We start from the raw sequence: 25,818 nt of genomic DNA on the forward strand, positions 1-25,818 counted from the left end.
AAATTTATCAGAAAGGAGCTAAAAATATGGACTTATTTGATATTGCCTTTAGAAATATAAAAAGAAACTTTTATAACTATTTCTTATACTTTGCATCTATGGTATTTAGCATTATGATTTACTTTACCTTTACATCCATACAGTACAACACACAGGTTCATAAAGTGGTTGGAGCTTCAATTAATTTTTCTACTGTGTTTAGGGCAGCAGCCATAGTTATTGCTATCTTTGTTGCAATATTTATTTGGTATTCAAACTCTTTCTTTATAAAGAAAAGAAAAAAGGAAATCGCTCTTTATTCTCTACTTGGAATAAGAAAAAGGCAAATTGGAACAATGCTTATCTATGAAAATATATTTATGGGTATTGCAGCACTTTTAGCAGGTATTATTATGGGGAGTTTGCTGTCAAAACTGTTTATTATGCTGCTCATTAGACTTATGGGCTTTTCAGCAAATATAAGTTTTATGATACCTTCAAAAGCTATCGTAAATACTGTTGTTGTGTTTTTTATATTATTCTTAATAACTTCAATACATGGTTATAGACTTATATACAGGTTTAAACTTATAGAGCTTTTTAAAGCTGAGAGTCAAGGAGAGAAAGAACCTAAAACATCAGTATTTCGTTCATTATTATCTGTGTTATTTATTGGCGGTGGCTATTTCATATACACCAAGAGTTTATCAAGCTTTGGTATCTTTGCAATACTAATAACTTTAATACTAACTATTATAGGAACCTTTATGCTTTTTTCTTCATTAACCCTACTTGTCATAAAGCTTTCAAAGAAAAATGAAAGAACCTACTATAGAGGCATAAACATGATTGGAAGCTCTCAGCTTTTATACAGAATTAAGGGTAGTGCACGAACCTTAGCAACAATTGCCATATTAAGTGCTGCCACACTTACAGCTGTGGAAATATCCTCAAGTTTTTATTACGATCTTTCAGTGGATTTGCAGAAAAACTATGGTTTTACTTATGCCTACGCCAGTAACGATAAGTCTTTAGATGAAAAGGTGGAAAATTTAATTCTAAAGTATCCTAATAATAAAATTATAGCTTCTTTAGATATGAATTTTGCAAAAGTAAATGGGCAATGGCCGGATTTAGCCAAGGACGTTTCAAAAAATCAAACCTATGATGCTAGCTTTTATATAATATCAGAGAGCAACTATAATGAAATTGCAAATTTGAGAGGCTTAAAGGATAAGATTGAACTAAAAGACAGCAGTGAAGCAGCTGTATTCAGCCAGATTTTAAATTTGACCTGGAAGTATGATTATGTAGGAAGAACTATTAGAATAAGTGAAAATAATGAGAAGCAGCCTATGAAAATTACGACCTTTAAAAATTATGCGCTTTCTAATTCCGGCATGATGAGAAATGCAGTAGTTGTTAAGGATATGGTTTATAACAAATACACTACAAAAGACAATGCCTACAGAATAAGAGGTTATGTTACTGATAATAAAAAGGACAGCGAAGAACTCACTAATGAGTTAACAAGTTTATTATCACAGGAACTTCCGCAAAATGCTGAAGATTTTTTAAAGTTTACCTCATATTATTCGCAATATAAAGGAGGGCTTGTTTATTCAGGGCTTATAATCTTTATAAGTGCATTCTTAGGCCTTTTATTTCTTGCAGCCACCGGTAGCATAATATTCTTTAAGCAGCTGTCAGAGGCCAGTGATGATAAAAGCAGGTATAAAATTCTTAGAAATATAGGCGTAACAAATAAAGAAATTAAAAAGTCTATAAGTAAACAAATACTTGTAGTGTTCGCACTGCCATTAGTAATTGGAATAATGCATAGCCTTGTTGCGTCAACGCTTTTATCAAAGATAATGAGAATAAACCTGACACTGCCAATAATTTTAACTGTTGGGGCCTATACTGTTATATATATGATTTATTATTTCTTAACGGTAAATTCTTACTATAATATTGTCAACTCAGAGGGTTAATAAAAGTAACAACGAAAATGAAAGAAAGTATGTGTTTCTAATTTCATCAAAAATAAAAAATCTACTATATATATATGGTCCGGGTAACGATATCACAAGTAATGCAAGTTTTCATTATCCAATTTTCACAATAGCAAATAATTTCCTGATAAATGGATTTATTATTATATATTCGTGTCTTAAGAAATTTGTAAGAATTGATAGGGAAATCGTAAGAAATATGAGGACTGATTTTTAAAATTAATTTTATACAATTATGTGTATAAAATAATTTTAAGGGTGGGCATATTTAATGAAAAAAGTAAAATTGATTACAATAACTACAATAATACTTATTTTATCTATAGTAGTACTGAATAAAGCGTTAGAAGATAAAGGCAGGAATTTAGATACATCAAACAGAATATACACCTATATGAAACAAGAAAGAAATCAAAATATAGTACTTCGGGATGCAATTTCCTTAAATGATAACAAAACCTCAAATGCCTGCGTATACTTCGTATCAGAAGTTTTAAGGAAGAATAATATATCAATTCCAAAGGAAACAGCAAATACAGCACAGCTTATTTCTGTTTTAAAAGGTAAAGGGTGGAAGAAAGATAATGATTACAAAAAATTAAAGCCTGGAGATATAGTTTTTACAACGGATAGTTCAGGAAATAAAAATGGTGCTCCAAGTCATGCCTATGTGTTTATGAAATGGGTAAAGGAAGGCAGCTATGATTATGCCTATATATGTGATAACCAAGCAAAGGATTATAAAAATAAAACATATCATATTAGGAATATTAAAAATATAGATAATGTAAGTGGAATATCAAAAGATGCATTTAGTTTTTTTATGAAGGAATAATATGAAATATTTAGGCTAATTAGCTGTAGGATGCTATAATATTTAGCGAGGGGTGATAAAGGTGCTTAAATATAATGTTTTAGTAGTTGATGATGACGAAAGTATAAGAGAATCAATTGAAATATATTTAAAAAATGAAGGAATAAGAGTGATTGAAGCTTGTAATGGGGTAAAGGCTTTGGAAGCATTAAAACAAGATGAAATTCATCTTGTTTTAATGGATATTATGATGCCTGAAATGGATGGAATAAGAGCAACTTTTAAGATTAGAGAGAGCAGAAACATTCCTATTATAATGCTTTCAGCAAAATCGGAAGATACAGACAAGATACTTGGACTAAATGTAGGGGCGGATGATTACTTAACAAAACCATTTAACCCTCTAGAACTAGTAGCGAGGGTTAAAGCTCAACTGAGAAGATACACAAATTTTGGTTATTTTAAAGAGGAAGATGAGATACAGATAAGAGGTGTCATTTTAAATAGAAATACAAAAACCGTAATGGTAAATGGGGATGAAGTAAATTTAACTCCTATCGAATATAAAGTATTAGAACTTCTTATGGAAAACAAGGGTAAGGTGTTTTCTATAGCTGAAATCTATACAAGAGCGTGGAATGAACCTTTTTACAATGGTGAAAATACTGTATCTGTTCATATAAGAAGACTAAGAGAAAAAATTGAAATCAACCCAAGTGAACCTGAATATATCAAGGTGGTGTGGGGAATTGGATATAAATTTGAAAAATAGGTATGTATATTGGACAGTCTTTATTATAAGTATATATTTATTTGCAGTTGCAATACTTTCTAGTTTTGATTTCATAAAATATAGAGAATTTGCTGCGAAGAACTTCTATTATAAAAGTTATCATTTCACCTTAGAATTGTTGAATTATTTTGAGGGTGTAGAGATTTTAGTTAAGGATAATAAGGAGGCTTTACAGAGTAATTCATACTATGAGAGTATTAAAAATAAAGTGGATTCAAAGCAAACTTTAAGATACTATATGAAAGATAGGAACAGTGGAGAGATATATACTAACATTAATGAGACAAATGACATCGAAGATTATATAAATCAATATGCCATCCATGTAGAAAAGTTTCCTAAGGCTGATAAAAGTAAAGGCGAATTAGAAATTATTAACAAATGGTTTAAAGTAAATAACTATGAAGGTAGTTTAATTTTTATTAAAACAGCAAGTGGATATAGTAAAATGGAGAATGATTATATCTATTACAACTCTATAAGAGAAAGAGTTATACTAGAGGCAATTTTAGGAAGCATATCATTAGCAGCTGGAATATTTTTAGTTATATTTTTAAGGGTGAAATTAAGTTATAAGAGTACTTATATAAAAATAGAACGTAAATATCAAAAAATACCATTAGACTCAAGAATAGGTATGTTTTTTGTGGTTAGCGTTATTATGGAACTTTATTTGGATAAAGTGATTTTTTTTTATAAGCCTATTAGTATAAGACAGTTTTTAATACTTAACATAGTAGGGGTATATTCTTTATATCTTATAGTCAATATACACTCTGTACTAAGATTACTACGTGATAAAGAAGAGTTATCAAAACAGTTAAAGAGAAGTACAGTACACCAAGTTATATCTTTAACTCGAGGGGCTTTAAAAGTTAAGGGTACTATGAAAAGAGAGCTTTTAGTGTATGCTTCTACTATCTTATTTGGAGTATCCTTTTGCTTCATTTTGATAGGATTGGCTGATAGGAATAGTATAATTGTTGTTCTTTCGCTTATTTATATAATAGCCTATTTACTGATAGTACCTATAAATATATTAACAAGAGCAGCAGCCTTAAATAATATAATAAATGGAACAGACGCTATAGCCTCTGGAGATTTAGACTATTTCATAGAAGAAACTGGTGAACATGATTTTTTAAAGATATCTCAAAATATTAATAGCATGAAGGAAAGCTTTAAGAAATCTGTTGAAAGTCAGTTGAAAAGTGAAAGACTTAAAACTGAACTTATAACCAATGTATCACATGATCTTAAAACACCTTTGACTTCAATAATAAACTATGTAAGTCTATTAAAAAAGGATAATATACCTCAAGAACAGTATAAAAGGTATATTGATGTTTTAGATAAGAAAACTCAACGGTTAAAAATACTTATAGACGATCTTTTTGAAGCCTCTAAAGTTACTAGCGGTGCAATTGAGCTTAATATTGAAAAAATTGATATTGCATCTCTTTTAAGGCAGGCTCTAGGAGAGTTTGAAGATAAAATAAGCAAATCTTCTTTAGATTTTAGAGTAAATATTCCTGTAGAAGAAGTGAACTTAAATTTAGATGGAAAAAGAACATGGAGAGTATTTCAAAATTTAATAAGCAATGTATTAAAATACTCTTATTCTAACTCAAGGGTATATATTCATTTATTTGAACAAAGCAACAAGGTAGTAATAACGATAAAGAATATGTCTTCATATGAAATGGATTTTGATGTTAATGAAATTTTTGAAAGATTTAAGAGGGGAGAAAAGGCTAGAAATACTGAAGGTTCTGGGTTAGGGTTATCCATTGCAAAAAGTATAGTAGAATTGCAATGCGGTCAGATGAAAATTGACATTGACGGTGATTTATTTAAAGTGACAGTGGAGTTTAAAAAGAATACCTAAAGTAAAGAGATTAAATAATATAAAATGGCTAGTGAATCATATACAGATTTCACTAGCTCTTTTATTTATGCAGCCCTAAACTTAAAAGTATTTACAATTGTTTCTTCAATTTTGCTGCTGTATTTCATTATTACAAAGGAGCCTGTAATAATCAGTACCCAACCCCACCAGGTAAGAGAGATAGTTCCTGCTCCTACTAAGGCAGACCCCCAAATACCCCAGGGCCTTGTAAGAATCATAATGACAAAGAATTTTCTAAAAGAAATTTTGCTTAGCCCAGCTAAAAGACATAGAGCATCATCAGGGAAAAAAGGTAGAAAAAACATTACTATTAAAAGGCCAGTGCCTTTTTTTTCTATTAAGCTTCCGTATTTATCAGAAACTTTACTGCTTACAAGCTTATCTGTAATTGGTTTACCAAATTTCTTAGCAAGCATAAATGCAGCTGAAGAACCTGTCATGGTAGCTAAAAGGCTAATAGAAAATGCCTGCCACATGCCTAGTATGGCTGCACCTGCAGCAGCAGTTACATTGTTTGGAATAGGAGCCAAAATTGAAGCTGAAAACTGTATAATGAAAAAAACAATATAGGATTTTTTTCCAAACCCTTTGATGTAATTTTTAAAGGCTTCAGCAGAGGTAAAATAATTTAATACATCTCTTGAACTTAGGTAAACTATAGCTCCGATAACAGCAGTTATTATTAATGACCATAAACAAAACTTCAATTTGCTTTTATTATTATTCATAAATCCATCTCAACTCTCTTACGTATTTTACAATCTGATATTAATTATGAGGTGTAAAACTTAAGAAATAGGCTTGCAATTCTTTAAGAATATCTTAAATTTATCTGAGGATTATAAAAAAACAAAAAGAAGTCTGTTTCTTGGCACAGACTTCTTTTTGTTAAATTGAGCTTTGGGATGTGATTTTGAAAAAAACACTTTATATTAGTCAATTATAAGGGTAGATTGTTTAATAACTGACTACGTATATATTGTAATACATAATTGTGTAGCAATTATGAAGAAAATTATAATGTTTAAAGAATTTATCACCTCTCCTTAACTAATTTTAAGCATTTAAATTATAGCTGCTTAAGTTAATTATAATTGTGTATGTTGTGCATTTTGTGTATATATGAAATATGTTTGTGATGTTTAGTATATTATAGAGTTATGTAGATAATATGAAGATTAAGTGTGTAAGTTTTTACATGTCCTCGACTCTTTTATGCTTCATTTTCAAAAACATAAGTCTTCTTAATGGGCAGTCTGGATTTGTTTTTTAGCTTGTATAATGCAGCTATTAGAAAAACTGCTGATAGCAAACAGGAAAAGAAATCAGAAACTGCGCCGGTAAGCCAAACACCTTTAAGCTTATAAAAATACGGCAAAATAAAAAGTAGAGGAATTTGGAAAAGTAGCTGCTTTGCCAGACTCAAAAATATAGAAATTTTTGCACTACCGATAGCTTCAAAATACTCGATTTTTTGAAGGCTTGACAGTGGAAGCACGAGTAAGAACAGCCTCATTCCAAAGGCACCTGCCTTAACAAGCTCCTGACTCTTCCCAGCAAACAAGGAGAAAAGCTGTGTTTGAAACAGCATTAAAATTATAAAACCTATGGTGGTTATGTATGTACCGGAGAGCAGTGCTAGACCCACTGTTTTTTTCACTCTCTGATAATTCCCTGCTCCATAATTGTAGCCTAAAATTGGCTGCATGCCTTGATTAATTCCTATAACAGGGAGAAGTACAAGCATCATTAAGGCTTGTATTATTCCAAGGGACGCAACAGCATAGTTACCTCCGTAAGAATATAAGCTTTTGTTTAAGATCACCATTGTTGCACTGGAAACCAGCTGAGCTAAAAAGGAAGCCATGCCAATTGAAAGTATCTGAATTAAGATAGCTGTGTCAGGAAAAACAGCTTTAAAGCTCAACCTTAGTACACTGTTCTTACCTGCAAAATATAGTAAAAGCCATATGGATACAATGCCTTGTGAGCAAAGTGTTGCTAAGGCAGAACCTGCTATTCCAAGCTTTAGAATGAAGATAAAAGCAGGGTTTAAAATAAAATTCAAAAGAGCGCTAGAAAGCATGGTAAGCATAGAAAGCTTTGGATTACCCTCAGCCCTGCAGGCTCCTATAAGTATGTGAGCCAAGGTTTGAAAGGGTATTCCAAATAAAGATATGATGAAAAACTGCCTTGCCAGAGGCAATATTTCATCTTTCGCTCCAAATAGAGAAAGCAGCTGCTCCTTAAATAGAAGTCCAAGTAAAATCAAGAGTAAGGAAACTGCTACTGCAAGAAGCATAGCATTTCCAATAGCTTTTTCAGCCTGGGACTTATCATTTTGTCCAAGCTTTAGAGATATTGTTACTGAAGTACCAACTCCAATGAGTAGACTAAAGGCCATAACTGTAATAAGCATAGGGCGTACAACTGTGGCCGCAGAAATTCCCAGTATGCCAATAGCTTTACTTAAAAACAGCCTATCTATAAAATCATACAAGGCATTTGCCGTCATACCAATCACTGCTGGCACGGAGAATTTCAGCAGCAATTTCCCGCAGCTCTCCACCCCAAGCATCTTTGAATTATTCATATTTTCCCCCTCATATAATTGTTAAGCTTGCTAACTTCTTAGTCAGACTTTATAATTATTTTATTAGATGGAAGTTATTTGTATGACTTGACTATTAAAGAACTTGCATACATGTGACTATAAATGAGGGGAGTTTGAGAAATGGATTATAGAAAAAGGGTAACTAGTATAGCCAAATATCTCATATTAGCGGCGTGTCTAGTACTAGTAGTGAAATATTCTGAAGGGATTTTTGGAGAATTAAAAGGTGTTTTTAGCGCAGTATTACCGCTGATTTCAGGGCTTGCGGTGGCTTATGTTTTAAATATACTCATGAAGAAGCTGGAAAAGGTATACTTTCCAAAATCAAAAAATAAATTTGTAATAAAATCAAGAAGAGCTGTTTGCATTCTATTATCTTTATTATTGATTCTTGCCATAATAATAATAATAGCATTAATAGTTATTCCACAGTTAGTAAATGCAATTTCTGTAATTGCTTCAGGTATTCCAGGCACTTTGAATAATATTAAGAAATTCATAGAAGCTAGCAGTGATAAGTCTGAAATTATAGGTAAAGCCTTGGCTACTCTTCACATAGATATAGATGGAATTATTAAAAACGCAATATCATTTGCATCAGGTGTGCTTGGTGGCTTAATGAATTCAACCTTATTATTCGTTGCTTCGTTCACAAGCGGATTGCTGAACTTTATTATCATACTTACCTTTGCTATTTATGTTCTTGCTAATAAGGAAAAATTAGCTGCACAAATAAGAAAGGTAATGAAAGCCTTTTTAAAAGATAAAAGCATAGAAAAAGTAAATTATGTAGCTGATGTGACGAATACAGCATTTTCAAGCTTTATTGCTGGGCAATGTATAGAAGCCATTATTCTCGGTGGACTGTGTACTTTGGGAATGTTCATATTTAGATTTCCTTATGCGGCTACAGTTGGAGCTTTCATTAGTGCAACTTCACTTATTCCAATATTAGGTGCATATTTAGGTGCAGCTTTAGGGGCTTTTATGATTTTAACAATCAGCCCAATCAAAGCTTTACTGTTTTTACTATTTATAACTATACTGCAGCAATTAGAGAACAATCTCATTTACCCAAAGGTAGTTGGTTCAAGCATAGGACTGCCAGGAATTTGGGTGTTTGCGGCAATAACCATAGGTGGAGGATTAGGCGGAGTAATGGGGATGCTTTTAAGCGTACCTATTGCGGCAAGTATCTATAAGCTGCTTACCGACAAGGTAAACAGCAAGTTAGCATCTGGTGAAGAACCTTTGGAAGCTGAAGAAAACTTGGAGACAGAAGAAAAGCAATAACTGAATGAATATTTCACAAAAATAAAGTATAAAAAGTGGCTGTCTCAAAATATGCTAAACCATATTTTGAGACAGCCGTGTCTATAGTTAAATCAAATCCTCCAAACCATTAACTGTAGCCTGCTCATTCTCGTCAATAGGAATGATTATGCATTTTTGACCATCAATTATTTGAGATTTTATTTGTGGTATTTTTTCAGGTTTTACTTGAAGTATAACATCATAATTTGCAGCTCTTTTATCATCTTCGGAACTTGCAGCCTGAGTTTCTTCTAAGTCAGGTTCTAAGGCTTCTCCTGAAGTAGTATTATCCTCTAGATTCCTTTCTTCAGCAGCCTCTTGCTTAATTTCCTCAAGCCTATTTTGAAGTATTTCCACTTGCTTTTGCAGGTGTTCTTCCTTTTTTCTTTGGGCATTTGCTTTAAGTGCTTTTGAGTCAATTAAACTTTCTGCTAAAGGAAAATCATCACCAAAGTTCTCTACGTAGGATTCTTCAATCTTAACTGTAACTTCTTCGGGAACTCCGCTTTCAATTAAGAGATTTTGTACAACCTTCTTTGTTAAGGTTATGGGTTCACAATCTGTATCTTCATAAGTAGAATTGTATTCTTCTATCATAATATTTAAGCTTTCCTGTATCTCCATAAAAGTCTTATCTGCCATAGCTTCATCAGCGCCTAAGGAATCTTTAATAATTGACTCAAAGGTTTCCTTTTGTATAGCAGCAGTTTGTCTTGAATAACAGCCTAAAGCATTTTCCATTAATTCAGGGTGTGTATCCTTTGGATTTTTTGTGTAATACATAATAGAGTTTACATCTGTGCTGCGGTCTATAAAAGCAGGAAAAATAAATCCATTGGAAGGAGCTTCAACCACCCAATCTCTAATACGGGCTTTTATTTTATTTTCCTCTTCAAAGTATCTAAGGCCAGGCTCTGAAAGTGAAACAGGGCATATTGCACAAAGCACGTATTCATACACTTCTTCAGATTCATCTATCTTTGAATTATCAGTGGTTTTGGTAATAATATCATAGGCATCGTGAAAAACAACTATTAGAAAATTACCCGTAAAATTATAATTATCTATAATGGCTTTATAAAAACTGTCAAGAAGAGCATCATCCTTTAACTGGCTGCTTTTAAGCTGCATAAGGGAAATTTGACTCTCATTTATGAGCTCTTCATTAAGTGGAAAGTTAAGCTCTAGAATATTATTTCCAATAGTACCGGAAAGCACTTTTTTAGCTATTTCCAGGTATTTAAAGTATTCTTCCTCCTCTAAGTTCAGAAAGGTTTCTCTAAATTTAAGTATAATATGTTTCTCTCCATTAACATAGCAGCCGCACATTTTTGTGAAGGTGCAGTGATCTTTTTTTAAGCGTTTATTTAATTCAAGTATATCTTTTTTTCTCATATATAAATTCCTCTATCTAGTATTTTATTTTTGAAGGTATAGGTTATCTTTATTAAGTATAATATTTTTTTTGCTTTAATCAAAGGTTTACTCAAAATATTTAAAAGGTATAAAACCAAATTTAGTTCTATACCTTTTGTGTTATTAATTGCAGATGTTTTTTATGAATTAAGCAGTAAAGCTTTAAGCTCAGTAAAATTAGAAATTTCATAGGTAGGTTTTATTGGTGTTTCATTTCTTATTTTATTAGGGTTGTACCAACATGTATCTATACCAAAGTTAATTCCACCTTGTATATCAGACGTTAAGCTGTCTCCTACCATTAATACTTTACTTTTATCAGTATGATTAATATTCTTTAAAGCATGTTCAAAGATTTTCGGGCTTGGCTTTGATATTGATATTTCCTCAGATATTACTATATCGTCAATGTATTTTGATATAATAGATTTTTTAATTCTTCTATTTTGAACTAAGGAAAGGCCATTAGTTACTATAGAAAGCTTGCAATATTTACTTAAATTCTCTATAAGATCTATACAATCATCATATAGAAAAGATGCATCGGCTAAATATTATATATATGATTTTGCAAAGCTAGTTTCATCAAAACATAAATTTAGTCGTTTCGATAATCTTTTAAATCTTTCTACTTTTAATTTTTCTTGCGTAATAAGTCCGTTTTCAAATTCTTTCCATAGAATTGTGTTTATTTCTTGATAGATTTTCAAATGATAACTTTCATCATATTCTATGCTAAACTCAAGCATTGTGGTTTTAAAGGCTTCGCGCTCAGATTTTTTGAAATCGTATAATGTTTCATCTGCATCAAATAATATTACTTCATATTTCATAATATATCCTCCAACTTTTTTTGTGTTAAGCATAATACCTGCTAAAAAACGATTAATCCATTTACAAGTCTTTATAAATAAAATAATATATTTATAAATATTAGAACATGACATTAGTCATGTAGGAGGATAAATGAGAAAAATAACAGATAAAATACTTTTAGACCAGTATATTAATAAGTGCAATATAAAAAAGATATTTGATGATGAAGTATTAAAGTTTGTACAGCTTCATTTTTATGAAAAAGAAGAATTTATATTAGAATCAGGAGAACACCTTGAATATTACTATTTGCTTGTGGAGGGTAAAGTTAAAGTTTATTATCCTTTCGAAAATGGAAAGTCAATGCTTTTAAAATTCTATAAAGATTTTATTGCAATTGGAGATTTGGAACTTTTAAAGAATATTCCCCTACTTTGCGATGTTGATGCAGTAGAAGATACTTATCTGATAGCAATTCCTTCAGCAATACTTAGAGAAAAGTGTTTTAATAATGTAAAATTTTTGCATCATTTAGTAGATTCTTTGAGTGAAAAGCTTTATGGAACTATTAATAATAGCTCCTATAATTTTTGTATATCCACTTATCAATAGGTTGTCTAGCTATTTAGTTGAGCATTTAATAGATGAGGAGTGTATAATTTTGAATTCATCATATGTAGATATTGCGCAATTTTTAGGCACAACATATAGACATTTAAACAGAACACTTAAGGAAACGGAATCAAAGTCAATCATAAAATGCGATGATAAAAAAATCTATATATTAGATATAGATGAGCTGAGAGAATTGGCTAAAAATATTTATATTAAACCACTTTAAAATATTGCGATACACTAGGTTATAAGCGATAGAAAAATAATTTTAGTCTTCTTTTTGAACATAGTCAACAAATGACTCAAGATTTGCGGCATTAACTAACATGTTGCTACAAATTACGACTAATTTTTATTTTTTACCCCCCCTAAAATTTAATGCACCTACGTATAAATTCGTATGGTGTTAAAAAGAGGCATATAGGGAGGAAGTAAAGTGAAAAAACATAACGCATTAAAGATTGTAGCAGCATACGCAGTATTAAGTTTAATTTGGTTAGCGATATCCAATAAGGTATTAGGTTTTCTTTCTAATGATATGGAAGGAATATTGATTCTTGATCAGTACAGAGGATATTTTTATGTTGCGATGTCCATTACACTTCTATATTTTGCAATAAATGATATGGAAATAAAACACATAAATAAAATAACAACCTTGAAATCTAAAAATACAGTGCTAAAGCAAGAAATGGATAGTCTCAGGATGAAGCTTGATTTTAATGATCATGCAAATAGAAGACTGGAAGGATACGCCAATACTGATGAGCTTACAAGGGTTTACAACAGAAGAAAGGGCTTGGAGCTTATAAGGGAACAGATGAGTCAAGTATCAGCTCTTAAAAAATCAATGCTTATTGCATTCATAGACATTGATAATTTAAAAATGATAAATGATAAGTTTGGACATATTGAAGGCGATATACTTTTAACATCCTTAGCTAAGATACTAAAAGATTCTTTAGCTAGAAGAGATATAATTTGCAGATATGGAGGAGACGAATTCTTAGTTGTACTTCCAGGAGCCTGCATGAATGATATGCAAGGAATAAAAGCTCGATTGGAGGCTGCTATATCTAAGCATAATACACATAGTTCTAAAAGCTATGCCATAAATATAAGCATGGGTTTTTCAGAGTACAATATTAAAAACTGCAAGCATCTTGAAGAACTTATTCAGGAAGCCGATGATGAAATGTACATAAGCAAGAGAGCAAAAAAACTACACTATATTAGTAATTTTAGATAATAGTACAAGCTTGAATTAAAACAAGAGCAGGGTAAATCCCTGCTCTTGTTTTTTGTTGATGTTTATAGGTAAATGTTTAATTTACAAAATAGAAACATCTATAAGGTTGATACAAAATTAGGTTTATGGTACTATAACAATGAGCAAAATTGAAATTTTTAAAGAAAAACACATGTAGTAAACAATAAGTTGAATAAACGTCTATTAATGAAGTAATTTTAGCTTTTTTGATGAAATTTGAGACTTTTAATAAGCTTTTAAAAAATATAGGAAAGGAAGTGAAGTAGATATGAATATATTTACTCAAAAATTAAAGGAGGTTTTATCATCAGTACTTCCAATTACTATTATTGTGCTGATATTAAACTTTACCATTTCGCCGCTTGCTACTCCACTTATAATCAGATTTATTATTGGTACAGTAATGATTATTTTTGGGCTATCTATTTTTCTAATTGGAGTTGATATTGGTGTTACTCCACTTGGGAATCTTTTAGGTTCCAGTCTTACTAAATCAAATAAGTTATGGATAATATCTGTTGCAGGTATCATTCTTGGATTTTTCATTTCAATAGCAGAGCCAGGGCTGCTTGTGCTGGCTAAACAGGTTTCTTTAGTAACCTTAGGTGGAATATCAAGTATGAGCATTCTCATAGTGGTGTCTGTAGGTTTAGCAATAATGGTTGCCTTAGGCTTTATAAGGGTAGTTTATAATGTTCCTTTGTACAAAGTTTTAACCGTATTATATTTTCTAGTTTTTATTTTAGCTTTATTTACTTCATCAGAGTTTTTAGCAATAGCTTTTGATGCATCTGGCGCTACTACAGGTGTGCTAGCGGTACCTTTCATCCTTGCCCTCTCTATGGGTATATCTGCTTTAAAAAAAGATAGTAAGTCTTCTGAAAAAGATAGCTTTGGTTTGGTTTCTATAGCATCAGTTGGTGCTATAATGTCCGTAATGATTCTGAACTTATTTTCAAAAAACAGCAGCTTTTCTAACAGTCTTCGATTTGACCTTTCTCAATCAAATTCGATTATAGAACCTTTTATAAGTATAATTCCCAGCGTTGCAACTGAAAGTTTTATCGCTATTTCTCCGCTGCTTATAATTTTCTTGGTTTGCCAAAAGGCAGCATTTAAATTAGAAAAAAGGGCTTTTAAAAGGATTTTAAAAGGTTTTGTATATACCTTTGCAGGCCTTCTCATATTCTTGGTTGGAGTCAATGCTGGATTTATGGATGTTGGAAGCATTATTGGGTATAATCTTGCTTCTTTAGATAACAAATGGTATGTTATAGTCATTGGATTTGTTATTGGATTGGTGACTATATTAGCGGAACCTGCTGTCTATGTATTAACACATCAAATAGAAGATGTAACAAGCGGGTATGTTAAAAGAAAGGCAGTATTAATTCCGCTTTCTATTGGGGTTGGATTTGCAGTAGCACTATCGGTTATAAGAATTATTGTGCCAGAAATTCAACTGTGGCATTATCTTTTGCCAGGCTATATAATCTCAATTATAATGAGCTTTTTTGTTCCTAAACTCTTTGTTGGTATTGCTTTTGATGCAGGCGGGGTTGCTACAGGACCAATGACTGCAACCTTTATACTTGCTTTTACTCAGGGGATTGCAGAAAAGATAGAATGGGCTAGTGTTTTAAGAGATGGATTCGGAATGATTTCCATGGTAGCGCTTACCCCAATAATCACCTTGCAAATACTAGGGCTCATATTTAAAATAAAATCCAAAAAGGGAGGCATAGAACAAGATGCTAGGTAGTTCTTTAGGTAAAGAATTTGAATTGCTCTGTGTAATTGTAAATTTCGGACTTGGAAGCGATGTTTTAAAATATTCAAAACAACATGGAATAACGGGAGGTACTATTTTTTTAGGAAAAGGAACTATTAAAAATACCTTTCTGGAATTTTTAGATATAGCAGAGACTAGAAAAGAAGTTGTTCTAATGGCAGCAGAAGCAGATACATCTCATGCTGTCCTGGAGGAGCTTAATAAGAAGTATAAATTTAATAAACCGCATCACGGCATTGCTTTTACTACTTCTATTATGAGTATATTGGGAACTAAAAGATGCTCGTGCAAAGATGACAAAGAAAGCAGAGGTGGAGAAAGTAAAATGTATAATCTTGTTATGGCAATTGTAGATAGAGGCAGGGCTCAAGCTGTAATTGATGCTGCAACTAAGGCAGGTTCTAGAGGAGGAACTATAATCAACGGAAGAGGCTCTGGAGTCCATGAAACCAGCAAGCTATTTTCTATGGAAATAGAACCTGAAAAAGAGATTGTGCTGATAATATGTGAAAAGCAAATGACTGAAGCAATCTCTACTTCTATTAATGACCAGCTAAAAATGAACGAGCCAGGTAATGGAATCATTTTTGTTCAAGATATAAATAAAACCTATGGATTATACTAATGATAATTTAAACGCTTATTGACAGGACATTTTTATCGTGATAGTATGAACATGTAAAAATTGAATAAATCTTCAGGGCAGGGTGTAATTCCCTACCGGCGGTATAGCCCGCGAGCCGTAAGGCAGATTCGGTGAGACTCCGAGGCCGACAGTAAAGTCTGGATGGAAGAAGATGTGTAGTATATTCTTGATACATAAGTGTATGGTTTTTTAGCCATATTATTTATAATCAGGATATTTTGCGGATTTTAACGCCCTGGGAAATATTTCTCAGGGTTTTTTGTTTCATGTAGAAATTGATTGGAGTGATAGTATGGATATAAAGTACATGCAAAGAGCTCTTGAATTAGCTAAAAAAGGAGCAGGTTATACAAATCCTAACCCTCTAGTAGGTGCTGTCATAGTTAAAAACGGCAGGATAATTGGTGAAGGCTATCATAAGGTTTATGGAAGCCATCATGCTGAGGTAAATGCCTTTTTAAATGCTGCGGAGGATGTTAGAGATGCAACTATGTATGTAACTCTTGAGCCCTGCTCTCATTATGGCAAGACTCCACCCTGCGCAAAGGTAATTGTGGAAAAAGGAATAAAAAAGGTAGTTGTAGGCTTGAAGGATCCTAATCCCTTGGTAGCCGGACAAGGAATCAAGATTCTTGAAGATGCAGGAATAGAAGTAGTTACTGGAGTTCTTGAGGAAGAAGGAAGAAAGCTGAATGAAATTTTTCTAAAATACATAACAACAAAGCTTCCCTTCTGCATAATGAAAACTGCCATGACACTTGACGGCAAGATTGCTACTTATACAAATGCTTCAAAGTGGATTACAGGAGAGCTTTCCAGAAGGTATGTTCATGAACTAAGACATAGGGTGGCAGGAATAATGGTAGGCATAGGCACAGTGCTTATAGATGATCCATCACTAACAACCAGATTAGAGAATGAAGGTGGAAGTGATCCTATAAGAATAATTGTAGACAGCAGCGCAAGAATACCCCTTGAAGCAAAAGTATTAAACCTTAAATCTGAGAAAAAAACTATTATAGCCGTTACTGAAAAAGCTGATAATGACAAACTGAAAGCTCTTGAGGAAAAGGGAGCAGAGGTTATAAAGACACCTCTAAAAAACGGCAGGGTAGACTTAGCATTTTTAATGAAAGAACTTGGTCAAAGAAAAATTGACAGCATCCTTTTGGAAGGAGGCAGCGATTTAAATTATTCCGCTCTTGAAGAAGGGATTGTGGACAAGATAAATGCTTTTATAGCTCCCAAAATAATTGGTGGAAATACAGCTAAGACACCAGTAGGCGGTCAGGGCAAAGCAAGCATGCAAGAGGCAATAAACCTTAAGCATATAGATATTCTTCGGTTTGGAGAGGACATAATGGTAGAAGGATATATAGAGAAGGAGAGCTGATTTTTAATGTTTACAGGATTAGTAGAGGAAATAGGCAGAGTTGAGTCTGTTATCAAAGCTGCAAAATCAGCCAGGATAAATATAAAAGCTAAAAGGGTTTTGGAGGGTGTAAAGCTTGGAGATAGCATCTGCACTAACGGCGTGTGTCTAACAGTTACCTCCTTTGACACCGGCAGATTTAGCGTAGATGTAATGGCAGAGACCATGAGGCTAAGCAATTTACAGGGACTTTCACCTGGCGATGAGGTTAATCTTGAAAGAGCCTTAAGAGTAGGAGACAGACTAGGTGGACATATGCTAAGCGGGCATATCGATGGAATTGGTACTATTGAAGGTTATGAGCAGGAAGACAATGCAGTGTGGATTACTGTTTCAGCTTCTTCTGATATTTTAAAATATATTGTCCAAAAGGGATCTATTGCCATTGATGGAGTAAGCCTTACGGTGGCCTATGTAGATGATTCAGTATTTAAAGTTTCTATTATTCCGCATACTAAGGATATTACTACGCTGCTTCATAAGAAGGTTAATGATGAGGTAAATCTTGAGTGCGATATGATAGGGAAATATATTGAAAAATTCCTTGGAGTTAAAGAACAAGCACCTGTTAAAAAGGGTATAGATTATAACTTTTTAAGTGAAAATGGATTTGCATAAAAGTAAAAGGAGGATAAAAAATGTATTCATTCAATACAATTAATGAAGCTCTTGAAGATATAAAAGCAGGAAAGATTGTAGTGGTGGTAGACGACGAAGACAGAGAAAATGAAGGTGACCTTCTGATGGCCGCAGAAAAAGTAACTCCGGAAGCTATAAATTTTATGGCTAAGTATGGCAGAGGGCTTATCTGCATGCCTGTTGCAGGTGAAAGATTAAGGGAATTAAACATTCTTCCTATGGTGGCTGAAAATACAGATTCCCATAAAACAGCTTTTACTGTATCAATAGATGGAATTGAAACAACTACAGGTATATCAGCTTATGAAAGAGCTGCAACCATATCGAAGGTTCTTAATCAAAATTCAACATCACAAGACTTCAAAAGACCTGGTCATATATTTCCTCTGGAACCTAAGGAAGGTGGAGTTTTAAAGAGAGCAGGTCATACGGAAGCAGCAGTAGATTTGGCGAGAATGGCTGGTCTATATCCTGCAGGGGTAATATGCGAAATTATGAATGAAGATGGCACTATGGCGAGGGTTCCACACCTTATGGAGTATGTAAAGGAACATAATCTAAAAATAATTACAATTGCAGATCTTATTTCTTATAGAAGAGGAAATGAAACCTATGTAAAGAGAGTAACAGAAGCAAAGATGCCTACAAAATATGGTGAATTTAAGATGGTAGGCTATGAAAACACCTTAAATGGTGAACACCATGTTGCTTTGGTAAAAGGAGATGTTTCAGACGGTGAACCTGTGCTTATAAGAGTTCACTCTGAGTGTCTTACAGGTGATGCCTTTGGTTCCTTAAGATGTGACTGTGGTGAGCAGTTTGCAGCAGCCATGAAAAGAATAGAAGAAGAAGGACGAGGAATACTTCTTTATATGAGACAGGAGGGCAGAGGCATAGGGCTTATAAATAAGATAAAGGCTTATGCGTTACAGGATCAAGGAATGGATACAGTTGAAGCTAATCTAGCTTTAGGCTTCCCAGCAGACCTTAGAGACTATGGAATTGGAGCTCAGATACTTTCTGACCTTGGTGTAAAAAAGGTAAGGCTTATGACAAATAATCCAAAGAAAATTGCTGGACTTACAGGCTATGGTATAGAAATAGTTGATAGAGTGCCAATTCAAATGAATCACAATGAAAGAAATGAGTATTATTTAAAAACCAAGAAGCAGAAGCTTGGACATATGTTGAGCTTTAGTGAGAATAATAAAATAAAATTATAAATATAATCATGAGCCAAAGCAAAGGTATTAAAAGTCTAAATGCTTTTAACAAGTAGTTTGCCAGTGCAAGTGTGCACGACTTAACTACCCAGCGTTTTGAGTGAAGGGAGAAAGAAAAATGAAAATGTATGAAGGAAATTTAATAGCACAAGAATTAAAATTTGGAATCATAGTAGGCAGATTTAATGAATTTATAGGCGGCAAGCTTTTATCAGGTGCATTAGATGCCTTAAAGAGACATGGAGTAGAGGAAAGCGAGATTGAAATTGCATGGGTTCCAGGAGCTTTTGAAATACCTCTTGCAGCAAAGAAAATGGCTAAAACAAACAAGTATGATGCAGTTATTTGCCTTGGAGCTGTAATAAGAGGTTCAACACCACACTTTGAGTATGTATCTAGCGAGGTGTCAAAGGGGGTTGCCAATGTATCTCTAGAAACTGAGATACCGGTTATATTTGGAGTATTGACAACAGATACAATTGAGCAGGCTATAGAGAGAGCCGGTACAAAAGCAGGAAATAAGGGCTACGATGCAGCAGTTACAGCTATCGAAATGGCTAACCTGCTAAAGCAGTTCTAATACCAGAATGCTTTAAGGTTGATTTGACAAGCAATGTAATAGAGCTAAAAAATAATTTATAAGTTCATGTTAAAAAGCTGTAGGGTAAATTAATTTCTCTACAGCTTTTTTCTCTCGCAAAAGAAAAGTTAACAATTTAACTTTTTAACAATTTAAGAATTTAACAATTTTTAAATTTAACTTTTTTCTCTGCGAGTACTTTAGGTCTGTTTGAAATGCTTATTACACTGCTGTGCTAAGAGTAAGGATTAAATAAATTTATATTGTAAATTCAGAGTTGGTGACTAATTAGTGTTATGATAAAATAAAACCATGAATAAGTTAATTTTAATTGAAGGGCTTACAATATGTTGGGAGGCAAATAGATGAAAGTTGTTGATATGCATTGCGATACTATTAGCGTTATTTTAAATGAGCAAAGAAAGGGTAAAAATACTAATTTAAGAAGAAATAATCTAAATATAGATATTGAGAAGATGAAACAGGGTGATTATCTGCTTCAAAACTTTGCAATGTTTGTTGATTTTAAAAGAGCCAATAATCCATTGGAGCAATGTTTGAGTTTGATAGATTGTTTTTATGATGAACTAGAAAAAAATAAAGATTCAATTTCCTTAGCATTAAATTATGAGGATATTATAAAAAATCAGAAGGAAGGAAAAATCTCTGCAGTACTAACTATTGAAGAGGGTGGAGTTGTTTGTTCCTCTCTGGCATGTTTAAGAATGCTTTATAAGCTTGGGGTAAGATTGATAACCTTAACTTGGAATTATCCTAACTGCATTGGCTTTCCTAATTTTAATATGGACAACTGTGACATGCCTGATGCACACCTAGCAAATACAAAGGAGGGCTTAACCCCTTTTGGAATAGAACTAGTTCAAGAGATGGAAAGGCTAGGTATGATTATTGACGTTTCACATTTAAGCGATGCTGGCTTTTATGATGTGTTAAAATACACCACAAAACCATTTGTTGCTAGCCATTCAAATGTCAGAAGTATAGCAAATCATTGCAGAAATATGTCCGATGATATGATTTTAGAACTAGCTAAGCGTGGTGGAGTACTTGGTATAAATTTTGCAGGAGATTTTTTAGAAGAATGTGAGCCTGGCATGAAAATTCGTTCAACAATAAATAATATGGTTAAGCATATTCGTCATGTTGTGAACTTGGCTGGTATTGACTGCGTTGGCTTGGGCAGTGACTTTGATGGAATTTATCAAAACCTTGAGATAGACCATGCAGGTAAAATGCCTGAGCTTGAAAAAGCTTTAAGGGCTGCCGGCTTTAGTGAAGAGGACATTGAAAAGATTTTTTATAAGAATGTATTACGAGTATATAAAGAGATATTAAAATAAACTTTAGACTTTACTAGTGAAACACTAAAACTTTATTATCCGTTAAAGAGCAGTTAAGTAAGAATTTAAAAGAGCCTATCCTAATATAAAGGATAAGCTCTTTTCTGCTATAAAACCAATCTTCAAGGTAAAAGTATTTTATTAGATGCCTTCTTTATAATCTGAGTTATATATCTAGTACCATACCATCATATGCCACTATAAATCCTACGTCTTTAACTCGCTCTTCTAATTCATGGTGTAAAAGGCAGCCGTTATGAGAAAAATGAGTTATTACAAATTTAGTATTGTCGTCAGCACAGCCTACTTCTAACATCTTATTTCTGACAAGTATAGCTTCCTCGATTCCCATATGACTCTTACATCCTGGAGTTCCACCCATTGTACAATCCAGACTAACTACATCAAAGTAAAGGGTTTTTATATGATTCCAAGTTTCTTCTGTAATATCTCCTGTGTCATTTCCATAAAATAATCTTTTTCCTTCTTTGTCAGTTAAGCTATATACAAGGCAGTTTTCTCTTGGATCATGCTGTGCTTTAAGAGGAAGAATATCATAATCATGAGATTTAAATGCTTCAAATGCTTTGATTAAACTAAAGTCTATACAATCCTTGAGATTTGCAGAATCATCTTCTTCAACAAGCATTCTTTGATATAAAGCCTCACATTTTTCGTTTCCATATATGGTCATTTTATTTTTATCTCTGTCATAGGCATATGGAATTCCTCTTAGTATTAAATCCAGAGGATAAAGATGATCCATATGTGAATGAGTCATAAGCACCGTTTCTATCTTTGAAAAATCTAAATCAAAGGCCATTGCATGATAGAAAGAATCAGGCCCAAAATCAAAAACCAAATCATCGTTAATTAATACTTGGGATCTAGAACGATAATTTTTACCCTTTAGTTCACGTGCTCTTTGGCAGTTATTACAGCTGCAGAATAATGCTGGCCAGCCTTCAGCTGCAGCAGTTCCAAGAAATTGTATTCTCATAAAAATACCTCCTTTTAGTCGGAAACACGGAGTAATTTAAAACTCTCGCTCCCGCTGGAAAATTAATTAAATGCTTTAGCATATATTGTTATATTGTCTCCACACCTTGTAAGCTCTTCTTTAGAAATTAAGATACCGCTAATTCGATATGGGTTTATTATAGGAGAAGATGGTATTCCCTTTTTATTATTACATGCTTTTGTAGTACCGGCTTCGCTAATTCGGAATTCAAAATGCAGAGTTCGTCCAAAACATTGATAGGTGAATTTAAGTCCATCTAATTCAGCTGGTAATACAGGATCGATGATAAGACCTTCTTTATTAAAACGAATCCCCAGCACGTTGCTGACTAACTGTCTTATATATATTCCAGGACCGCTGGAATAAAGTCTCCAGCCTCCTTTTACTTTTATGTCACCAGTTTTTAGTAATCCAAAGTTCTTCTCATATTCATAGCGGTCGTTGTAAGCTCCATCAGAACTGCTAAAATATAGATTGCTTTGGCGGATATTAGCATTCTTAACACTATGTTGAATCAGTATTGGATTAATAGTGAAAAGAGAATTCCAGGCTTCTTTACCGTTACCTATCTTTGCCATTGCCTCGATATAACGGATATGGGCATGTGTATATTGCAGGCTTATCTCACGTCCAACATTTGCAGCTTGTTCTGCACGTCTAAATAGATGACTAACTCCTCCATCATAATGAGCAGGACAATCCATAAGGCGCACACCATCTGGGCACTTTAAGTTATTTTGAATAATTGCTGTATTTTTTCTTGCTTGATCTTCATCTACTAGTTCAGCAATAATACTTCGTGTCATCGGAAGCAGTCGATAGTGAATGCCTGTAGATTCATCATCAGGATGGAGCATATAACGATATTTATCATCACACTCTAAAAACCCAGCTATTACCTTGTCTTTTATTAAAGTGTCATGGAAAGATTTTTTCACTAAGGAAGCTAGTGAGGCAAACTCCTGTGATAACTCACTGTGAATATCTGCAAGTGCTTCGGAAAGAGAGTTAAAGGTTTGATAAGCTAGAGCAACAGTCCAAGAACTTACTAACTTTGTTTTAAGTTCTTCGTTTGCTGGTTGAAGCGTATCATCCCAGTCGCCGCCTGCGTAGGTTATTAGCCCAGTGTCTTTAATAAATCTAGTTTCTTTAATGTTTTCTAAGGCATAACATATATGCTGAAGTAATGTTTCCTTGCGCTGTGGAGCACCATCATAAGGAAGAAGCTCAAATAATATATCCTTATCACCGGATGCTAGGATGTAGTCTGAAACACTTTTTAACGGCCAGAAAATAATATCGCCATGACATTCTCCTGCGTTAATTGGGTATTTATCAAACATAAACCACTGAGGCCATTCTTTTGTATCAATATTCTGGTGAGAGAAAATAATTAACAGCATGCTTCTCATAATGGAGTAATTTTGAGTAGCTAGGAAAAACTCCATTGGACCTTGGCAGACATCACGTGTACCCCATGCAGCCCCTCCAGGCTGTTCTAAACCATGCGGCATTGAAAAATGAATCATAGCGTTATGCGTATACCACCAGATAGTCTCATTAAGTATTTGTATTCTCTCTTTACTATTTGTATTATCGATATCTAAGTTAAAGCTATTGATTAAATTTTGATAAAAATCGTAAGCTTTTTGCCTTTCTACCAGCAATGTGTAACTTGCATTATGTGGAATATCATTTTCTGTTAAGTAAGCCTTGATTATCAACTGAAAGCTGTCAGCTTCTAATAAGGAAATAGTTAAAAAAGTCTCATCAAAGGGTTTGCCCTCTTCAAAGAAGACACGGTCATCACATAAAGTGAAGTTCTGACCAGGAACAGTAAGATCATAATGTAGTCCTGGATAGTTTTCTGTGTCAAGTTCAAAACGGATGCCGTCTTGAATTTGTGTATAATTAATATCTTTTGTATGCTCATTATTACCCATGACTAACTGATTGGTTACAATGTAGTCATATTTTTTGTTATTTTTGCTGGAAACCTCTAATATCAAGTCGGATCTATCAACAGCAGTATAAGCATTTATTGTAAGAATATCATCTGGCAACTTATAATACCATTTTGAATAATTCATTCCCATTTCAAAAAGAGCAGGGAGTGTCAGCAGTCTATATTTTCCATCTATACGTAAGTAAATACGCTGACCGCTGTTTTTCATGATGTTTAAAAAACCTCTTGGGGTTGAAATCATTTTATGAAGATCAGTGTTGCCTATGACAACATGGCTGTTAAATACTCCATACATGTACTGAGTTGAAGATATAATGTGATTATCAACACTTTTTGTATTTGGAGGTGTAATAATAATTGTGCCATGAGGTCTTTCGGTTAAAATTTCTTTGCATTTTGTTACAACATGAGAGTGTTCCTTAGTGAAAAAAGAGAGTAAGCTATTTTCTTTTCTTTCTTCTAAAATTCTCTCTGGATATAAAGTGTTTATTTCATCTTCTGTAAAGGATGGAGATGAAAAAGGTATAGAAAATTCACTTTTGGTCTTTATTGTGCCTATTAATTTAGCTTCCTCAAAGTTCTTTTGTGCTTCTAAGTATGCTTCGTTGATTTGATTTTTAAATTCTAATTCCTTTACTGCTTCAGGATGATTTGGCAGAAAAAGTCCATAAAAGGATAACGAATACTCTCCATCTAGGTTGATTTTTTCTGTTTGTAATGCAGTATAAGCAAATTCATATTGAAGATTACAATCTAACAAATCGGAGGTTAAAATCTCAGGGACATTGGTTTCTTTATAGGATAATCCGAAAAATTGTAATCCATCAGTAGAGTAGTGAATAGCTTTAGCACCTATTACACCCTGTTGTATGTATGGATGACAATTGGAGTTTGGCATATTCTGTCTTGAACATATAACATACCCGTTATCACTTTCAAAGACAGAATGGCCAAGGTATTCAGATATATAAAGTTCATTAGTATAAACGCTGTTTTCTTCAGCGATACCAATATCCTGGCCGTATATTAAATCAACCTTCTTGTCTGAGCCTTCTAAAGTTATGTTCCAAAACCAAGAGTGATTCACCGGATGAAAAGTAACCTTATAGCTTATTTCTTCTACAATACCTTCGTAGATTAATGAATTTGAAGCTGCTGAAAGTGTACTTTTTGATCTAATTCCTAAAAGAGGATAGACTTTTATACAATCTCCATCATAAATTCGTAGATAAATATTATTTGCAGAACCATCTTTTACATTGCCTCGAAGTTGATTAACTAGAAATTTATCATAGGTAAATGTAAAGATATCGCCACTTTGAAGAAACCGATAGAGCATTTTATCCTGCCTAATATCTATGAAACAGTTCATTTTATTCATATTGCGTACAGTCCTTTCTACAAAATAAGTAATTTATTCTTTTGTGGAAACGTTTTTGCGATAATAAGGAAAATGGCATGAAAATGTTTTTAAAATCAATAAAAGTATATAAGAATTAGGTTTTTTTGTCAACCTGAATAGGTAAAATGTAATAATATTATAACAAATTTTATTATTTATACAAAAAACTGATTGACAAATGAGTTGATAACGAATACAATT

18 protein-coding genes, 2 pseudogenes and 1 riboswitch are annotated in these 25,818 nt (G+C 33.1%); of the genes and pseudogenes, 14 read left to right on the forward strand and 6 right to left on the reverse strand.

The window, feature by feature from the left end:
* Positions 1-26: 26 nt before the first annotated feature.
* The 4 genes from NBE98_RS17690 to NBE98_RS17705 all read left to right on the forward strand — a co-directional run bounded on the left by NBE98_RS17690 (position 27) and on the right by NBE98_RS17705 (position 5,489).
* Positions 27-1,973, forward strand: coding sequence for an ABC transporter permease (locus NBE98_RS17690; RefSeq protein ID WP_250816337.1), 1,947 nt, complete (start codon positions 27-29; stop codon positions 1,971-1,973).
* A gap of 292 nt (positions 1,974-2,265) precedes the next feature.
* Positions 2,266-2,829: a hypothetical protein gene (locus NBE98_RS17695; RefSeq protein WP_250816338.1), complete on the forward strand. Its 564-nt coding sequence runs from the start codon at positions 2,266-2,268 to the stop codon at positions 2,827-2,829.
* Positions 2,830-2,890: 61 nt separating this feature from the next.
* Entirely contained in the window at positions 2,891-3,580 is a 690-nt protein-coding gene (locus NBE98_RS17700) for a response regulator transcription factor (RefSeq protein WP_250816339.1), read from the forward strand.
* Positions 3,558-5,489 carry a sensor histidine kinase gene (locus tag NBE98_RS17705; protein WP_250816340.1) on the forward strand — a complete coding sequence of 644 codons (1,932 nt, stop codon included), beginning with the start codon at positions 3,558-3,560 and terminating at the stop codon, positions 5,487-5,489. The genes NBE98_RS17700 and NBE98_RS17705 overlap by 23 nt, the downstream gene beginning before the upstream one ends.
* A 65-nt stretch (positions 5,490-5,554) precedes the next feature.
* Here NBE98_RS17705 and NBE98_RS17710 read toward each other — a convergent pair whose 3' ends face one another.
* Positions 5,555-6,238 (reverse strand): TVP38/TMEM64 family protein, encoded by a 684-nt coding sequence (locus tag NBE98_RS17710; RefSeq protein WP_250816341.1) that lies wholly within the window; start codon positions 6,236-6,238, stop codon positions 5,555-5,557.
* 485 nt (positions 6,239-6,723) lie between these two features.
* Positions 6,724-8,103, reverse strand: a complete 1,380-nt coding sequence (locus tag NBE98_RS17715) for an MATE family efflux transporter (protein ID WP_250816342.1) — start codon at positions 8,101-8,103, stop codon at positions 6,724-6,726.
* A 141-nt stretch (positions 8,104-8,244) separates the two neighbouring features.
* Between NBE98_RS17715 and NBE98_RS17720 the strand changes: the two genes are divergently transcribed.
* A complete protein-coding gene (locus NBE98_RS17720) occupies positions 8,245-9,417 on the forward strand; it encodes an AI-2E family transporter (RefSeq protein WP_250816343.1) in 1,173 nt (390 codons plus the stop codon).
* An 87-nt stretch (positions 9,418-9,504) separates the two neighbouring features.
* On the opposite strand, the gene NBE98_RS17725 is transcribed toward NBE98_RS17720, so the two are convergent.
* Complete coding sequence (locus NBE98_RS17725) at positions 9,505-10,833, reverse strand: DUF4317 domain-containing protein (RefSeq protein ID WP_250816344.1); 1,329 nt, start codon at positions 10,831-10,833, stop codon at positions 9,505-9,507.
* A 161-nt stretch (positions 10,834-10,994) separates the two neighbouring features.
* Positions 10,995-11,687, reverse strand: a pseudogene (locus NBE98_RS17730) (YjjG family noncanonical pyrimidine nucleotidase).
* Positions 11,688-11,820: 133 nt separating this feature from the next.
* Here NBE98_RS17730 and NBE98_RS17735 point away from each other — a divergent pair.
* The 9 genes and pseudogenes from NBE98_RS17735 (at position 11,821) to NBE98_RS17775 (ending at position 21,228) form a co-directional block, all read left to right on the forward strand.
* Positions 11,821-12,511, forward strand: a pseudogene (locus tag NBE98_RS17735) (Crp/Fnr family transcriptional regulator).
* A 210-nt stretch (positions 12,512-12,721) separates the two neighbouring features.
* Positions 12,722-13,534, forward strand: coding sequence for a GGDEF domain-containing protein (locus NBE98_RS17740; protein ID WP_250816345.1), 813 nt, complete (start codon positions 12,722-12,724; stop codon positions 13,532-13,534).
* A 289-nt stretch (positions 13,535-13,823) separates the two neighbouring features.
* A complete protein-coding gene (locus tag NBE98_RS17745; RefSeq protein WP_250816346.1) occupies positions 13,824-15,317 on the forward strand; it encodes a DUF1538 domain-containing protein in 1,494 nt (497 codons plus the stop codon).
* The gene (locus tag NBE98_RS17750; protein ID WP_250816347.1) at positions 15,307-15,972 is read left to right on the forward strand and encodes a P-II family nitrogen regulator; all 666 of its coding nucleotides are present in this window, start codon (positions 15,307-15,309) and stop codon (positions 15,970-15,972) included. Before NBE98_RS17745 ends, NBE98_RS17750 begins: the two co-directional genes overlap by 11 nt.
* A gap of 64 nt (positions 15,973-16,036) precedes the next feature.
* Positions 16,037-16,150, forward strand: a riboswitch (FMN riboswitch).
* Between the two features lie 135 nt (positions 16,151-16,285).
* Positions 16,286-17,386 (forward strand): bifunctional diaminohydroxyphosphoribosylaminopyrimidine deaminase/5-amino-6-(5-phosphoribosylamino)uracil reductase RibD, encoded by a 1,101-nt coding sequence (gene ribD / locus NBE98_RS17755; protein ID WP_250816348.1) that lies wholly within the window; start codon positions 16,286-16,288, stop codon positions 17,384-17,386.
* 6 nt (positions 17,387-17,392) lie between these two features.
* Entirely contained in the window at positions 17,393-18,043 is a 651-nt protein-coding gene (locus tag NBE98_RS17760) for a riboflavin synthase (protein WP_250816349.1), read from the forward strand.
* Between the two features lie 20 nt (positions 18,044-18,063).
* Positions 18,064-19,287 carry a bifunctional 3,4-dihydroxy-2-butanone-4-phosphate synthase/GTP cyclohydrolase II gene (locus NBE98_RS17765; protein WP_250816350.1) on the forward strand — a complete coding sequence of 408 codons (1,224 nt, stop codon included), beginning with the start codon at positions 18,064-18,066 and terminating at the stop codon, positions 19,285-19,287.
* A gap of 118 nt (positions 19,288-19,405) precedes the next feature.
* Positions 19,406-19,867 (forward strand): 6,7-dimethyl-8-ribityllumazine synthase, encoded by a 462-nt coding sequence (gene ribH / locus NBE98_RS17770; protein WP_250816351.1) that lies wholly within the window; start codon positions 19,406-19,408, stop codon positions 19,865-19,867.
* 365 nt (positions 19,868-20,232) lie between these two features.
* Positions 20,233-21,228 (forward strand): dipeptidase, encoded by a 996-nt coding sequence (locus NBE98_RS17775; protein WP_250816352.1) that lies wholly within the window; start codon positions 20,233-20,235, stop codon positions 21,226-21,228.
* Positions 21,229-21,394: 166 nt separating this feature from the next.
* Here NBE98_RS17775 and NBE98_RS17780 read toward each other — a convergent pair whose 3' ends face one another.
* Both NBE98_RS17780 and NBE98_RS17785 read right to left on the reverse strand, forming a co-directional pair.
* Positions 21,395-22,228 carry an MBL fold metallo-hydrolase gene (locus tag NBE98_RS17780; RefSeq protein ID WP_250816353.1) on the reverse strand — a complete coding sequence of 278 codons (834 nt, stop codon included), beginning with the start codon at positions 22,226-22,228 and terminating at the stop codon, positions 21,395-21,397.
* Between the two features lie 62 nt (positions 22,229-22,290).
* Positions 22,291-25,554, reverse strand: a complete 3,264-nt coding sequence (locus tag NBE98_RS17785; protein ID WP_250816354.1) for a GH36-type glycosyl hydrolase domain-containing protein — start codon at positions 25,552-25,554, stop codon at positions 22,291-22,293.
* Positions 25,555-25,818: the final 264 nt, after the last annotated feature.

It is taken from the genome of Clostridium swellfunianum, assembly GCF_023656515.1.
GTDB lineage: Bacteria > Bacillota > Clostridia > Clostridiales > Clostridiaceae > Clostridium_AT > Clostridium_AT swellfunianum.

Coding starts and splice junctions, on each gene's coding strand:
- NBE98_RS17690 (WP_250816337.1), top strand. CDS start 27: ATGGACTTATTTGATATTGCCTTTAGAAATATAAAAAGAAACTTTTAT.
- NBE98_RS17695 (WP_250816338.1), top strand. CDS start 2,266: ATGAAAAAAGTAAAATTGATTACAATAACTACAATAATACTTATTTTA.
- NBE98_RS17710 (WP_250816341.1), bottom strand. CDS start 6,238: ATGAATAATAATAAAAGCAAATTGAAGTTTTGTTTATGGTCATTAATA.
- NBE98_RS17715 (WP_250816342.1), bottom strand. CDS start 8,103: ATGAATAATTCAAAGATGCTTGGGGTGGAGAGCTGCGGGAAATTGCTG.
- NBE98_RS17720 (WP_250816343.1), top strand. CDS start 8,245: ATGGATTATAGAAAAAGGGTAACTAGTATAGCCAAATATCTCATATTA.
- NBE98_RS17725 (WP_250816344.1), bottom strand. CDS start 10,833: ATGAGAAAAAAAGATATACTTGAATTAAATAAACGCTTAAAAAAAGAT.
- NBE98_RS17745 (WP_250816346.1), top strand. CDS start 13,824: ATGAATATATTTACTCAAAAATTAAAGGAGGTTTTATCATCAGTACTT.
- NBE98_RS17750 (WP_250816347.1), top strand. CDS start 15,307: ATGCTAGGTAGTTCTTTAGGTAAAGAATTTGAATTGCTCTGTGTAATT.
- ribD (WP_250816348.1), top strand. CDS start 16,286: ATGGATATAAAGTACATGCAAAGAGCTCTTGAATTAGCTAAAAAAGGA.
- NBE98_RS17760 (WP_250816349.1), top strand. CDS start 17,393: ATGTTTACAGGATTAGTAGAGGAAATAGGCAGAGTTGAGTCTGTTATC.
- NBE98_RS17765 (WP_250816350.1), top strand. CDS start 18,064: ATGTATTCATTCAATACAATTAATGAAGCTCTTGAAGATATAAAAGCA.
- ribH (WP_250816351.1), top strand. CDS start 19,406: ATGAAAATGTATGAAGGAAATTTAATAGCACAAGAATTAAAATTTGGA.
- NBE98_RS17775 (WP_250816352.1), top strand. CDS start 20,233: ATGAAAGTTGTTGATATGCATTGCGATACTATTAGCGTTATTTTAAAT.
- NBE98_RS17780 (WP_250816353.1), bottom strand. CDS start 22,228: ATGAGAATACAATTTCTTGGAACTGCTGCAGCTGAAGGCTGGCCAGCA.
- NBE98_RS17785 (WP_250816354.1), bottom strand. CDS start 25,554: ATGCTCTATCGGTTTCTTCAAAGTGGCGATATCTTTACATTTACCTAT.